We start from the raw sequence: 12,720 nt of genomic DNA, 5'->3' as shown, positions 1-12,720 counted from the left end.
TAGTCGCAGTAAGAATTACAGCGGCTGAATGTTCGAGGCTTGCTTGCCCTTCGGACCCATGGTCACGTCGAAGCTTACACGCTGGTTTTCGGCCAGGGTCTTGAAGCCATTGGCTTTGATCTGGGAGAAGTGAGCGAAGATATCGTCGCCGCCTTCGTCCGGGGTGATGAAGCCGAAGCCTTTGGAGTCATTGAACCACTTAACGGTACCAGTTGCCATGGTATTTCCCATCTATAAAAATAACAATATGAACTAAGTGCATGAAAATCAAGGGAAATGGCGAACTGAGGTACGGACTTAGGCCACGACGACAACTACACATCTACGACTTGAAAATCTTGCGTGGAGGATAGTGCACCGAGTTGTCGCGCAAGGCAAGCGATTTCTGTGTGCTATCGGAAAATAGTTGCTGTACACGGCCATCCGGCTGCGCCCGCACTGGGCTGGCGGCGCGGCTGCCTTTTGTTATGCTGTGGCCCTTCCGTCCAGCCCTCGAGGATGATTTATGAAAGCCCTGTGGAAGCTGTTTGCTGTAACGCTTCTTGCTTTGTTCCTGGTTGCCTGCAGCAAGGTGACGCCGGCCAATTTCGAGAAAATTCAGGAGGATATGACCCGGCAGCAGGTGGTCGAGCTACTGGGAGAGCCTGCCGACGTTAGCAGTGCCAGCCTGTTGGGTTTCTCGGGCGGGACGGCGACCTGGCGTCACGGCAAGACCGTGATTACGGTGCGCTTCGTCAACGACAAGGTTGTCAGCAAACAAATCGATACGGCGGCCACGATGTCGGCGTACTAGCCCAGTTTCTCTTGCAGCTCGGCCAGCAGTTCGGGAGGCAGGTGCTGTTCCAGCCACGGAAACAGCTCGCGTTCTTCGAAGCGCACGTGTGAGATCAGTGCTTCGGCCAGCCTGGCAGGGTTGGTCGCAGGCGCCGCGGCCAGCGCGCGCAACTCCTGGTGCTCGGCCAGCAGGCGTGCGCTTGTTGCTTCATCCAGGTGAGGTTGCAGCCAGGCTTCTTCGAGCTGGAAATGCTGTTCCAGCGGTGCGGCGTAGTGCTGGCGGAAGTTTTCTAGCAGCGCCTCGCATCCGGCGGCATCGGCGTCGGAACAGGCCCGGCGCAGGCGCTGGGCAAAGGACAGGTTGTGGTGATGCTCGTGCGAGAGCGGGACCAGCGCGGAGTGACGTTTCATGCAGGCCTCTTTGCGGTTTTGCCGAGACGGACCAGTGCGATCATCAGGGCCAGGAATAGCAGCAGGGTGATGCCGTTGAGCAGGCTGCCGGTCTGGCGCCACTCGAAGCGGCCCAGCAGGTCGCCGGCGAGGCGCAGCAGCAGCGAGCCGTGCAGCAGTGCCAACGGCAGGTATAGCAGGGGGCGGTAGGGCACGCGCCAGCCGGTCAGTGCCGGCAGGATGACCGGGGCATGGCCGAACACCATGGAAAACACGAAACCGACGAACAGGGTGTGAAGCACGGCGTCGTAGCCGGGGCCGGGTTGTAGCACCTGGCCGCCCAGCAGGAGCAGCCCGCTGACGGCAAGCCAGATGTAGCCCGCCAGCAGGCTGGCGGCGATGTAGCGCGGCAGGCCCTGCTGGCGCACGGTGCGCCGCGCCAGGTCGTAGCGGGCCAGCCAGGCGGCCATGCCGACCAGGCTCAGCCCGACCAGCTGCAAGCCGGGAAGGCGTGGCGTCAGCGCGTTGGCCAGCATGCCCAGCAGCCACAGGATCAGCAGTCCGTTCAGCAACGGGGCGGCGTGGGGCGGGCGGCGCAGCAGGCGCGACAGTTCCAGCCGTTCGGCGACGATGGTCAGTAGCAGGAAGCCTTGCCACCAGCCGACGACGTCCCATACCGGCTGTCCGGCCAGCCAGGCCAGGTTGCCCACCAGCCAGAGCAGGGCGGCGACGGCCAGGAGACGGGTGAAGTCGGCCGGCTGGATGCGCCAGATGACAAACGAGGCCGCCAGCAGTCCGGCGCTGGCGAGTGCGAAGCCGGCCGCGGCAAGCCACCACGGCCCACCCAGCAGCAAGAGGCCGCCGGAGCAGAAGGCGCAGAGCGGGGCGAGCAGGGCCCAGCGTCGGCGCAGGGCGACGGCTCGTTCCAGTGAAATCAGGGCGCCGAATACCCCGGATACCATCAGGGGGCCGTGAAACAGGGGGGCTTCCGCCGGCAGGGCGGGCAGCATCATGCCCACGCGCGCCAGCCCTCCCAGCAGGGCCGCGGCCAGCAGTACCGGCACCAGCAACAATAGCCAGACCGGGCGCGGACTGGCTGCCATGCTCACGCGGTGCCCTCCCAGCCGAGGATGTAGCGCGCCTTGTCACTCATCCGCTCTGGCGTCCAGGCGGGTTCCCACACGAGTTCCACGGCAAGCTCGGCGCCCGGTACGAGGTGGTGCAGTTCGGCCAGGACGTCTTCTTCGATGATGGCGCCCATCGGGCAGGCCGGCGAGGTCATGGTCATGCGTACCGTCAGGCCGTGCTCGGTGCGTTCGATGCCGTAGATCAGCCCGAGGTCGACGATGTTGACCCCCATCTCGGGGTCGATCACCTCGCTCAGCGCGTTCAGCACGGCGGTGTCGTCAGGCAGGGACATGATGCTCTCCAGTGGGGTGGTTCATGCTATGGAGCGTAGTCCCTGGTGCCGCGAGTCTTCCATGAGCGCGCTCAAGTTTTTCCGTCCTGCCGGGGGGGGCAGTCCCGTGTCAGGTCGAAGTAGCCTTTCTCGGCGGCGGCATCGACCTGAGCTGCCACCCAGTCGCCGGCCAGCCGGCAACCGGCCTGCACCTTGCTGACGGCCTTGGCCATGACCTGCTCTTTGCGGATGCCGTTTTCGCGCCAGCTTTGCCCTTCGCGGTTGAGGTTGAGCAGCATCGGCATCAGCCGGTCCATGGCATTGGCGAAACGCGCTTCGGCGGTCTGGTTGGCTTCGAATTCCTGCCACAGCGCCAGCATCTCGACGGCCTGGTCCGGCGGCAGCAGGCCGAAGATGCGCTTCGCGGCGATCAGTTCGGCGGCCTTGCGCTCGGCCTCGCCGCCTTCGGCGTAGACGATGGTGTCGCCGGTGTCGACTTCGCCGATGTCGTGCACCAGCAAGAGCCGGATAACCTTGTCGATGTCGAGCGGCTCATCGGCGTGCGGCTGCAGCGCCATGGCCAAGAGCGCGACCTGCCAGCTGTGTTCGGCGGAGTTTTCGTGGCGCTCCAGGGTGATCGGCTTGTTCTTGCGCAGCACGCCCTTGAGCTTGTCGATTTCCAGGATGAAGGCGATCTGGCGTTCCAGCTGGGTGTAGTCCGGGGTCATGGCGGGTACTTGGGTGTGTCAGGATGGTGTAATGATACAGGGCTTCCGGAGCGGGCTGAACCGTTGCCTTGCTGGGGGGTATCCCTGGTCATGAGCAGGGTGGCCGATTTCAATGCGGCAACATGCTTTGGCCGCAGCAGCCGAAGCCCGGTCTGTCGGGCTTCGGCCAACCTTGTCGTCAGGCCGGGACGGCGTCTTCCGCTTGGCTGGGCCTGGGGCTGGCGCGGAAGGTGCGCCGTTCGACGTGCGGGCTGGCTACCCGTCGCGCCAGGGTCAGCGGGGTGATGCCGCGCGCGGCCAGGGTGGCGAGCAGGTCTTGCAGCACCGCCTCGCGGTTCAGCACGAAGGTGGAGGCGAAGCAGCGCCAGAACTGCCAGCCGGCGCGCTCCAGGATGCGCTGGCGGCGCATGTCGTCGGGCCATTGCGCGGCGCCGTGGTAGCGGTCGCCATCGCATTCGATGGCGAGGCGGGCGTCGTTGTCGCCCTCCACCACCAGATCGAGGCGGAAGCCGCCGACCTTGACCTGCGGCGTGACCTTGTAACCGCGCCCGGTCAGTTCGTCGTAGACCTCGGTCTCGAACGGCGATTCGCACAGCGTCCGCAGGTCGGTTACCTGTTGCTGGTCGAGCAGATAGGGGGTGTGGAAGTGCTCGATCAGCTTGCGGCGTAGTTCGTCGGCCGGGCTCAGTTGGCTGATCTCCACGCTGCGCACCAGGTACATGCGGTCGCGGGCGCGCGAGGCGGCGACGTTGAAGCGCTGCGCGAAGCTGTCGCGCGTTACCGCGTGCGGCTTGCCGGACACCACCATGCTGAGGAACATGATGTCTCGCTCCTTGCCCTGGAAGGTGCGGGCGTCGCCGCAGGCGATGTCGTGGCGCGCCATCAGCGCCTCGCCCAGCTCCTCGCGGATCAGCTCCCATACCTTGATCGCCTGCTTGTCGCCCAGCAGCGACACCACGCCGATGGAGCGCCCGGCGGTGACCGGGTCGGCGGCGAGGCGGCGGATTTCCTCGACGATGAAGGCGGCTTCGGCGCGGTTGCTGTTGTCGTTGCCGCAGTGGCCGTCTTCCACCAGCACGTCGATCAGCGGCGGGTCGAGCCGCTCGCTCGCGGTGGGCAGGCGCAGCGGCTTGAGCTCGTGGTGGTAGAACTCGCGCTTGGCGTACTCGATGATCGGGCTGACCGAGCGGAAGTGCTCCTTCAGCATCACCGCGCTGGCGGCGAAGGCGACCTTGAAGAGGTCGTAGATCGAGCGCTCCGGCGTCATCAGCGGCCGGTACAGCGCGACTTGATCGCCGAGGAAACGCTGCATCAGCGTCAGCACCTTGTCTTCTTCCAGCCCGACGCCCTCCGGCGAGACCTGCTTGTCGTCGCCCACCACCAGCACTTTCCTGGCGCGCAACAGTGCGGGCAGGGCGCTGAGGTCGGATTGCGAGGCCTCGTCGATGATCACCAGGTCGAAGCAGCCCAGCTCGGCCGGCAGCGATTCGGCGATGCGGTAGTGCGGCATGATCCAGCACGGAATTGCCGGGGTGGCCTTGGCGGCGGCGGCGCGGGCGTCGCGGCGGTAGCGTACCGCGCGCTTGCCGGTGCCCTTGCCGATCAGCCGGATGGCGGCGGAATAGAGGCCCAGCGCGCTGCGCACCTCGGGTGTGGCGTTGTCGGCGAGCTTGAGCCAGGTGCGCTGGGCGACCAATTCCTGGTAGCTGTGCGCCAGCTGTTTTTCCAGCTGGCGGCGTTCTTCGGCCAACGTCTTGAGGCGGGCGCGGGTGTCCAGTTGCTGCAGCGCGTGGCGCAGGCGCTTGGCCTGCCACAGCGCCGCCCAGTCCTGCGGCAGCAGCGGGTCGGACTCGGCGCCGGCGGGCTGCTGACAGAGCTGGCGCGCCCAGAGCGGGGCGCCGGACTGGGCGATGCGCCGCACCTCGGTGCGGACGGTGTCGAGCGCGGGGCGCAGGGCGTGCAGCGCGGCCAGTTGCCGGCAGAGGTCTTGCCATGTTTCAGCCAGCGTGCCGGCGTCGAGTTCGGGCGTGCCGAGCTGATCGGCCAGGGCGGCCAGTTGTTCCGCCCACGGCCCGCCGCTGTGGCGGCTCAGCGCCAGTAACTGTTCGCGCAGCGTGGCGGCGCCTTCGAGGCGCTGGCAGCTGAGGTGGTGCAGCAGGATGCGCTGGGCCTCGAGCAGGCGTGCCGGCTGCTCCAGCAGGGTCTCCGGCCAGGCCGCGTCGGGCAGGCTGTGGCGCAGGCGCGGCAGCACCTCGGCTTCCAGTTGCACCGCCTCGGCCATGCGCCGGATCAGCCGGCAGCGCTCGCGGGCCCGCTCCACCAGCAGCGGGTCGGTGCTGGCCAGGGTTTCGGCGCCGAACTCGGTCGCGATGGCGTTCCAGCGCAGCAGCAGGCGGCGCAGCGCCTGGCGATGCTGCAGATGGGCCGCGACCTGGCCCCAGTCGGCGCTCGTCTGCGCCGGCTGGCCCAATACCTCGACCTGCGCCAGCCTCTTCTTGGCTTCTCCCTTGCCGAACCAGCCGGCCAGGCCGAAGGCGCTGCGGCCGGCGGCGAGCTGGCCGATGGCCTCGACCAGCTCGGCGTCCTGCTCCAGCCCGTCCGGCAGCGTCACCGGGCGCTGCAGCAACTGTGGGCGGCGCGCCAGTTCCGCCTCGGCGGCGCTGTCCCACTCCTCCAGCAGGCGCAACATCGCCGCGCAGGCCGGCAGGCGCAGCAGGTCGAGACAGGAGCGCGCCCACGGCGCCGCGGCGCTGGCGATCTCGACCTGCCGGGCGGACAAGTCGCGCAGGGCTTCGGCCAACCCTGCGGCTTGGTGTAGTGCGCCGTCGGCGAGCGCCGGCACGTCGCCGCTGGCGATCGCCTGCCGCAAGCGCACCGCCTGCAGCAAGTCCTGATGCGCCTTGTGCAGCGTTTCCATGGCAGGGAGTTCGGCCGGGTCGGGCAGGGTGTGCGGCAGGTAGGCGAGTGCTGCGCCAAGCTCGCGGCGTGCCGCGCGCAGCCGGGTGATGGCGTCGTCGTCGAACTGCGGGCGGTGGCGTTCCTCGGCGGTGAGTTCGTCCGGCAGCGTCGCCAGCCGCTCGGACAGGGCGCCGATCTGCTCGGCGGCGCGCAGCGGGTCGATTTGCTCGTCGTCCAGCGTCAGCGGCTGCAGGTTGCGCGCGGCGCACTGGTCGATCTCGCGGTCGACGCGCTGCAGGTTGCCGTGCAGGCGGTCGATGGTGTCTTCCAGGGCGGCAATCGAGCGCGCCAGCGCGGTGCGGTCGAGCGACTGGATTTCGCTGGCGATCTTGTTGACCGAATACTCGAAGCGCTTGGCTTCGTCGCGCTCGCCCGCCAGCAGGCTGATCGCCAGCGGGCGGATGGCGTCGGGCAGCTTCTCCTCCAGCACCTTGAGCGCCGGCTCCTTCATCGAGGTCACCAGCACGCGCTGGCCCTGGGCCAGGTAGTGACAGATGATGTTGGCGATGGTGTGGGTCTTGCCGGTGCCCGGAGGGCCTTGCACCACCACGCCATCGTGCAGTTCCAGCATCTGCACGATGCGCACCTGCTCGTCGTTGAACGGCTTGGGGAAGAACAGGTCGCGCGCCGCGCCGTTGCCCGTGCTGCCGCTCACCGCGGACAGCCCGCGGAAGGCCGGTAGCGGGCGATCGAGGTGCTGGTTCGAGGGCTCGCTCAGAAGTTGGGCCAGCGCCGGGGGAAGGGGCTCGGGCGTTGGCGGCAGCGTGTCGCTGAAGCGTTGCAGGTCCTGCACCAGCAGGTTGGCGGTGCGCGGCCTGGCGAACACGGCCCAGCTGTCGACCAGCTGCAGTTGGCCGTCCGGGCTGGGGAGGGGGGCGGGAGCGGTGTCCGGGATGTGCGGCAGCAGTCGGGCGTCGGGGTCGAGGTGGGCGGCGGCGGCCTGCAGCAGGGGCAGGTAGCTGGCGCTGTCGAACGGCGAATACTCGTGCGTGGCGTTTTCCAGCCACTGGCGCGCCTGGCGTTCAAAATCGGCCAGACCGGCCACATCGAGCGCGTTCAGCGCATCCGCTTCGAGGGTGGCGGGCAGGTCGCGCGGGCGCAGTTCCAGCGCCATGGTGCTGGAGTTCAATGCCAGTTCGACCGGCCGGGTCAGCAGCGGGTAGCACAAGCGCACCCCGTCCTTCAGCCAGACGGCGACGCCGCTGCCCCAGACGATCTCCAGCTGGTTGTCGGCGATCATGCCGTCCAGCGTCTGTTTCAGGCGGAACAGCTGGTTATAGAGCGCCATGGTCTTCTGGCGGCGCTGTTCTGCGTCGGCCCAGGCCTGCCACGGGCCGCTGCGGTAGGCCTCGAACAAGGCTTCGACACGCGCGCGGTCGGAGAAGTCGGGTAGCGCCACGTTGAGGGCCGGCTCGGCCAGTTCGCCGCGGACGTAGCCCAATGCTTCCAGCGCCGCGAAAGGGATCGCCGGGGCCAGGGCCGGTGGCTTGATCGCTCCCTTGTGGGGTGTGGCCGACAGCTCCAGCCAGCATTGCAGCAAGGGGGCTTCCGGCTGGGGCATGGGCAGCGGCTGCAGGCGTTCGACGGCAAGCCAGACTTCCTCGCCCTCGTCGTCCTCGCGGTTCAGCGAGATGCCCGGCAGTTGGTGCAGTTCGGCTTCCAGGGCGAGAAAGTCGCCGTGTTTGGCAAGATCGGTGACCGGAGCTGCGTGCAGGCGGGCGGTGTGCTGGACAAACTGGATCAGGGCGGCAAGGCGTTGCAGGACGGTCATAGGGTGGGTGCGGCGTATTTATGCAATGGATTTGGTTATTGGTATAAAAACAATCTATGCCGCATTGTAGCGCGAAGCCCCCGACCTTTTATACGCAGGTCATCGCTCCCAGGCAGGCGAGGGCATCAAGGCAGGCGCGCGGCCACAGGCAGTGACAGCGGCGGGGTGGAAAAAATCCGTTGTATGGTCGGTTTGGCGGGAAATGTCAGGTCAGCGGCCGGCTGCGCCACTGGGCCAGGTCGGCCGGGATGCCCAGGTCGCGCGGATCGCCGAACGGCGGCCAGGACGAACTGCCCTCGGCCAGCGCCCGCGCGGCGTCTTCCGGCGTGGGGTAGGCGCCGAGCGCCTCGCCGTCGTGCATGATGTGGTAGCGCCCGTCGAGTGGAACGATGTCGAAGGGGCCGTATTGGGTGTCGAAGCTCCAGCATTTCATGATCGCGCCCTCCTTTATAGTCTGAATGGTAGTCGATAAAGGAGGGCGGTCGGGGAGGACTGGGTCGGCCTGAGCCTCCCCGGCGGGTGCGACTCAGTGGCTGCGCGCCAGGATCAGGCGCAGGCCGAGGGCGACGAAGATGCTGCCGGCCAGCCGGTCGAGCCACTTGCTCATGCTGGGCTTGCGCTGCAGCCACTGGCCGACGTGGCCGGAAAAATAACCCAGCAGCCCGAACAAGACCGCCGCCTGCAGCGTGAAGATCAGCCCCAGCACCAGCGTCTGCCAACCCGCCATGCCGCGGCCGGTTTCGACGAACTGAGGCAGGAAGGCGAGGAAGAACAGCACCACCTTGGGGTTGATGGCGTTGGCCAGCAGTCCCTTGGCAAACATCGTGCGCGCCGGGTTGGCCGAACCCTGGCCGGACGTACCGGGCCGGAAACTGGCGCCGGGGCTGCGCAGTGCCTGCACGCCGAGGTAGACCAGATACGCTCCGCCGCCGACCTTGAGGGCGGTGAAGGCGAGCGGCGAGGCGGCGATCAGCGCACTGATACCCACGGCGGCGAGCAGGGTGTGGCTGATGCAGCCCAGCGCGCAGCCCAGGCCGAAGGCAATGCCCTGTTTCTTGCCACGTGCAATGCCGAGGCTCAGCACCATCAGATTGTCCGGGCCGGGGGAAAGCGTGATGAGAATCGCGGCCATGGTGAAGCCGGCCAGTTGTTCGGGCGTGAGCAGCATGTCGGAGTCCTTTGATCGGGGCGATGAACCGTTACCATCATCGGTTGCCAGCCGGAAGCTGGCAAGCGGAGGCGACCGCCCGGTCACAAGGGTGACTTTTCGTGGCGCAGGCACTAGAATTTTGGCCTCGAATGTACGAGGTAAAACCGTCTATGCCGTCTTTTGATATCGTCTCCGAAGTGAATGTGGTGGAAGTGCGCAACGCCGTGGATCAGTCCAACAAGGAGGTCTCCACCCGTTACGACTTCAAGGGCAGCGACGCCCGCATCGAATCCGCCGACAAGGTGCTGACCCTGTTCGCCGACGCCGAATTCCAGCTGGATCAGGTCAAGGACATCCTGCTGGGCAAGCTGGCCAAGCGCGGGGTGGATGTGCGCTGTCTCGATCACGGCAAGATCGAGAAGGTCAGCGGCAACAAGATCAAGCAGGCGATCACCGTCAAGGAAGGTATCGAGGGTGACTTGGCGAAGAAGATCGTCAGGCTGATCAAGGACTCCAAGCTCAAGGTGCAGGCCAGCATCCAGGGCGACGCGGTGCGCGTCAGCGGCGCCAAGCGCGATATCCTGCAGGATGTGATCGCCATGATGCGCAAGGAAATCACCGACTTCCCGCTGCAGTTCAACAACTTCCGCGACTGAGCCGGGACGAGCTGCAACGGAAAAGGCACCGCGAGGTGCCTTTTTTGCGTCTTCGGCCAACCTTTACAGCTTGATCAGCGTGCTCTTCAGTTCGGTGTACTTCTCCAGTGCGTGCAGGCTCTTGTCGCGACCGTTGCCGGACTGCTTGAAGCCGCCAAACGGCAGGTTCATGTCGCCGCCCTCGTCGTAGCAGTTCACCCAGACCGTACCGGCACGCAGCCGGCGCGATACCTGGTGCGCCGTACTGACGTTGGCGGTCCACACCGCGGCCGCCAGGCCGTATTCGGTATCGTTGGCGATGCGCACCGCCTCGTCGATCGAATCGAAGGTGATCACCGACAGCACCGGCCCGAAGATTTCCTCGCGACAGATGGCCAGGTCGGGGCGTGGGCAGTCGAACGCGGTCGGCTCGATGAAATAGCCCTTGCCCGCTACCTGTGTCGCCTGGCCGCCGCAGATCAGGGTGGCGCCTTCGCCCTGGCCCTGATCGATGTAGGACAGCACCTTGTCGAACTGGATCTGGTCGACGATCGCTCCCATGCCGGCGGCCGGATCGAGCGGGTCTGTCGGATAGTAGCCCTGGGCCGCCTTCCTGAACGCTTCCAGAAAGCGCTCCTTGATGCTGCGCTGGACCAGCACGCGCGAGCCGGCGGTGCACATCTCGCCCATGTTGTAGTAGATGGCGCCGGCGGCGGTGCGCGCGGCGCGGGCGAGGTCGGGGCAGTCTTCCAGGATGATGTTGGGCGACTTGCCGCCCAGCTCCAGCCAGACGCGCTTGAGGTTGGACTGCGCGGCGTAGCCGGCGATCAGTTTGCCGACGGCGGTCGAGCCGGTGAAGGCGATGCAGTCCACCCCCATGTGTAGCGCCAACAGCTTGCCCACGTCGCCGGCGCCCGGCAGGACCTGGAAGATGCCGTCGGGAATGCCCGCCTGCTTGGCCAGCCCGGCCAGCCGGATTGCCGTCAATGGTGATTTCTCGGACGGTTTGACGATCACCGCGTTGCCGGCGGCTAGCGCCGGGGCGAACTTCCAGCTCGCCATCAGGATCGGGAAATTCCACGGCACCACCGCGGCCACCACGCCGACCGGTTCGCGCGTGACCAGGCCGACCAACTTGGGGTCGACCGGCGCCACTTCGCCGCCCACCTTGTCGATGGCTTCGGCAAACCACTCCACGCAATACGCCGCACCCGGCACGTCCACGGTGGTGGAATCGCCGATCGGCTTGCCCATGTCGAGGGTTTCCAGCAGCGCCAGCTCGTCGCGGTGCTGGCGGATCAGGGCGGCGAAACGCTTGAGTATCTTGCCGCGCTTCCGCGGCGGCAACCCAGACCAGGCACCGGATTCGAAGGCCCGGCGGGCCGCCGCGACGGCGGTGTCGACATCGGCGGCGGCAGACCACGCCACCTCGGCGAGCTTGTCGCCGGTGGCCGGGTTGATGCAATCAAAGGTGCGGCTGTCGTGGGCGTGGGCGTACTCGCCATCGATGAAGAGCCGGCCTTCGATGGCGAGCGTCGCGGCCAGCTGCTGCCATTCGGCGTGGGTGCGAGACATGGACTTCTCCGTGGTGAGGGATGGCGTTGCCGTCGCTGTCGGGCGGGCCGCGCGCTCAGAAGGTGGACGGCGAACTCGCGCTGACGATCTCGCATGGCTCGGCGGCGACATTGCGGAATCGGTGGGGTTGCTGGCTATCGAAGTAATAGGCGTCGCCGGGGTTGAGGATGCGGCTGACGCCGTTCACCGTCAATTCGATCGAGCCGCGGATGATGACGCCGCCTTCCTGGCCTTCGTGGATCAGCATGTCCGGGCCGGTATCGGCGCCCGGCTCGTAGAATTCGCGCAGAATTTGCAGGTCGCGGCGCTCGTGCGACGCACCGACCAGAAACAGCTGCACCTTTTCGTTGCCGAGGTTGGGCAATTCGTCGGCGTTGTAGAACACCTTGTGTTCGGGCTCGGCGTCGAAGGTGAAGAAGTCCGACAATGTCATCGGCAAACCTTCCAGTACCTTTTTCAGCGAGCTGACGGAAGGGCTGACACGGTTCTGTTCGATGAGGGAAATCGTTCCGTTGGTTACGCCGGCGCGCTTCGCCAGCTCACGTTGTGAGAGTCCGAAGCGGGCTCGTACCATTCTCAGGCGGGCGCCTATGTCCATCGTTCCTGTCGCATCCCAATAAATACGTTAATAATTTTAGACGATTCGTGATAAGAATTTTGACCGCACACACGGCGCCTGCTGCGCCGCAAAACCGGTTTTCTTTGCGGGAATGAGAGTTTATAGTCAGAATCAAATATATATAGCAAGTCGAATGTGGATTTTCTTAAACGCTTTTGACGCCTGAAAGCCACACCCGAACACTATGGAGGTTGATATGTTAATCGGCGTTCCGAAAGAGATCAAAAATCATGAGTACCGTGTTGGTCTGACACCCTCCGGGGTGCGCGAGCTGGTGGCGCACGGGCACAAGGTGCTGGTGCAGTCCCGCGCCGGTCTGGGGGTGGGCTACACCGACGAGCAGTACATCCAATCCGGCGCCTCGATCGCGTCGAACGCCGAGGGCGTGTTCGAAACCGCCGACATGATCGTCAAGGTCAAGGAACCGCAACCGGTCGAATGCCGACTGCTGCGCTCCGGCCAGGTGCTGTTCACCTACCTTCACCTGGCGCCGGACCCGGAGCAAACCAAGTTGCTGCTGGAGTCAGACGTGGTGGCCATCGCCTACGAGACGGTCACCGACGAGCGCGGTGGGTTGCCTCTGCTGGCGCCGATGTCGGAAGTGGCTGGCCGCATGGCGATCCAGGCTGGAGCCCACGCGCTGGAGAAGGCGCAGGGCGGGCGCGGCATGTTGCTGGGTGGCGTGCCCGGGGTGGCGCCGGCCAAGGTGGTGGTGCTGGGG

Annotated in this window: 13 protein-coding genes; 3 read left to right on the top strand and 10 right to left on the bottom strand. The window is 66.1% G+C overall.

Annotation, left to right across the window (positions count from 1 at the left end; all coding sequences use genetic code 11):
- Positions 1-15: 15 nt before the first annotated feature.
- Positions 16-219: a cold-shock protein gene (locus AC3WG5_RS18165; protein WP_008952804.1), complete on the bottom strand. Its 204-nt coding sequence runs from the start codon at positions 217-219 to the stop codon at positions 16-18.
- 286 nt (positions 220-505) lie between these two features.
- Between AC3WG5_RS18165 and bamE the strand changes: the two genes are divergently transcribed.
- A complete protein-coding gene (gene bamE, locus AC3WG5_RS18160) occupies positions 506-793 on the top strand; it encodes an outer membrane protein assembly factor BamE domain-containing protein (RefSeq protein ID WP_492570073.1) in 288 nt (95 codons plus the stop codon).
- Here bamE and AC3WG5_RS18155 read toward each other — a convergent pair.
- From AC3WG5_RS18155 to AC3WG5_RS18125, 7 genes are all read right to left on the bottom strand, one after another.
- Positions 790-1,185: a hemerythrin domain-containing protein gene (locus tag AC3WG5_RS18155; protein WP_492570071.1), complete on the bottom strand. Its 396-nt coding sequence runs from the start codon at positions 1,183-1,185 to the stop codon at positions 790-792. The genes bamE and AC3WG5_RS18155 overlap by 4 nt on opposite strands.
- Positions 1,182-2,267 (bottom strand): DUF8744 domain-containing protein, encoded by a 1,086-nt coding sequence (locus AC3WG5_RS18150; RefSeq protein ID WP_492570069.1) that lies wholly within the window; start codon positions 2,265-2,267, stop codon positions 1,182-1,184. The genes AC3WG5_RS18155 and AC3WG5_RS18150 overlap by 4 nt, the downstream gene beginning before the upstream one ends.
- A 2-nt stretch (positions 2,268-2,269) precedes the next feature.
- Positions 2,270-2,584, bottom strand: a complete 315-nt coding sequence (locus AC3WG5_RS18145; RefSeq protein ID WP_492570067.1) for a metal-sulfur cluster assembly factor — start codon at positions 2,582-2,584, stop codon at positions 2,270-2,272.
- A 71-nt stretch (positions 2,585-2,655) separates the two neighbouring features.
- Positions 2,656-3,291: an HD domain-containing protein gene (locus tag AC3WG5_RS18140; protein ID WP_492570065.1), complete on the bottom strand. Its 636-nt coding sequence runs from the start codon at positions 3,289-3,291 to the stop codon at positions 2,656-2,658.
- 178 nt (positions 3,292-3,469) lie between these two features.
- Positions 3,470-8,020, bottom strand: coding sequence for an AAA domain-containing protein (locus AC3WG5_RS18135; protein WP_492570063.1), 4,551 nt, complete (start codon positions 8,018-8,020; stop codon positions 3,470-3,472).
- A 205-nt stretch (positions 8,021-8,225) separates the two neighbouring features.
- Complete coding sequence (locus AC3WG5_RS18130; RefSeq protein ID WP_482581451.1) at positions 8,226-8,453, bottom strand: hypothetical protein; 228 nt, start codon at positions 8,451-8,453, stop codon at positions 8,226-8,228.
- 93 nt (positions 8,454-8,546) lie between these two features.
- The gene (locus AC3WG5_RS18125) at positions 8,547-9,188 is read right to left on the bottom strand and encodes a LysE family translocator (protein WP_492570061.1); all 642 of its coding nucleotides are present in this window, start codon (positions 9,186-9,188) and stop codon (positions 8,547-8,549) included.
- Positions 9,189-9,340: 152 nt separating this feature from the next.
- Between AC3WG5_RS18125 and AC3WG5_RS18120 the strand changes: the two genes are divergently transcribed.
- Complete coding sequence (locus AC3WG5_RS18120; protein WP_014087393.1) at positions 9,341-9,826, top strand: YajQ family cyclic di-GMP-binding protein; 486 nt, start codon at positions 9,341-9,343, stop codon at positions 9,824-9,826.
- A 63-nt stretch (positions 9,827-9,889) separates the two neighbouring features.
- Here the strand turns inward: AC3WG5_RS18120 and AC3WG5_RS18115 are convergent, their stop codons facing one another.
- Positions 9,890-11,380 carry an aldehyde dehydrogenase gene (locus AC3WG5_RS18115; RefSeq protein WP_492570058.1) on the bottom strand — a complete coding sequence of 497 codons (1,491 nt, stop codon included), beginning with the start codon at positions 11,378-11,380 and terminating at the stop codon, positions 9,890-9,892.
- A gap of 55 nt (positions 11,381-11,435) precedes the next feature.
- Positions 11,436-11,978 carry a cupin domain-containing protein gene (locus AC3WG5_RS18110; protein WP_492570056.1) on the bottom strand — a complete coding sequence of 181 codons (543 nt, stop codon included), beginning with the start codon at positions 11,976-11,978 and terminating at the stop codon, positions 11,436-11,438.
- Positions 11,979-12,195: 217 nt separating this feature from the next.
- Here AC3WG5_RS18110 and AC3WG5_RS18105 point away from each other — a divergent pair.
- On the top strand, positions 12,196-12,720 hold a 525-nt coding region (locus AC3WG5_RS18105), incomplete at its 3' end, for an alanine dehydrogenase (RefSeq protein ID WP_492570054.1).

This window comes from Pseudogulbenkiania sp. FW507-F1, from assembly GCF_058781125.1.
The sequence above is the reverse complement of the archived record's forward strand: the minus strand, read 5'-3'. Positions and strand labels throughout refer to the sequence as shown.

Coding starts and splice junctions, on each gene's coding strand:
- AC3WG5_RS18165 (WP_008952804.1), bottom strand. CDS start 219: ATGGCAACTGGTACCGTTAAGTGGTTCAATGACTCCAAAGGCTTCGGC.
- bamE (WP_492570073.1), top strand. CDS start 506: ATGAAAGCCCTGTGGAAGCTGTTTGCTGTAACGCTTCTTGCTTTGTTC.
- AC3WG5_RS18155 (WP_492570071.1), bottom strand. CDS start 1,185: ATGAAACGTCACTCCGCGCTGGTCCCGCTCTCGCACGAGCATCACCAC.
- AC3WG5_RS18150 (WP_492570069.1), bottom strand. CDS start 2,267: ATGGCAGCCAGTCCGCGCCCGGTCTGGCTATTGTTGCTGGTGCCGGTA.
- AC3WG5_RS18145 (WP_492570067.1), bottom strand. CDS start 2,584: ATGTCCCTGCCTGACGACACCGCCGTGCTGAACGCGCTGAGCGAGGTG.
- AC3WG5_RS18140 (WP_492570065.1), bottom strand. CDS start 3,291: ATGACCCCGGACTACACCCAGCTGGAACGCCAGATCGCCTTCATCCTG.
- AC3WG5_RS18135 (WP_492570063.1), bottom strand. CDS start 8,020: ATGACCGTCCTGCAACGCCTTGCCGCCCTGATCCAGTTTGTCCAGCAC.
- AC3WG5_RS18130 (WP_482581451.1), bottom strand. CDS start 8,453: ATGAAATGCTGGAGCTTCGACACCCAATACGGCCCCTTCGACATCGTT.
- AC3WG5_RS18125 (WP_492570061.1), bottom strand. CDS start 9,188: ATGCTGCTCACGCCCGAACAACTGGCCGGCTTCACCATGGCCGCGATT.
- AC3WG5_RS18120 (WP_014087393.1), top strand. CDS start 9,341: ATGCCGTCTTTTGATATCGTCTCCGAAGTGAATGTGGTGGAAGTGCGC.
- AC3WG5_RS18115 (WP_492570058.1), bottom strand. CDS start 11,380: ATGTCTCGCACCCACGCCGAATGGCAGCAGCTGGCCGCGACGCTCGCC.
- AC3WG5_RS18110 (WP_492570056.1), bottom strand. CDS start 11,978: ATGGACATAGGCGCCCGCCTGAGAATGGTACGAGCCCGCTTCGGACTC.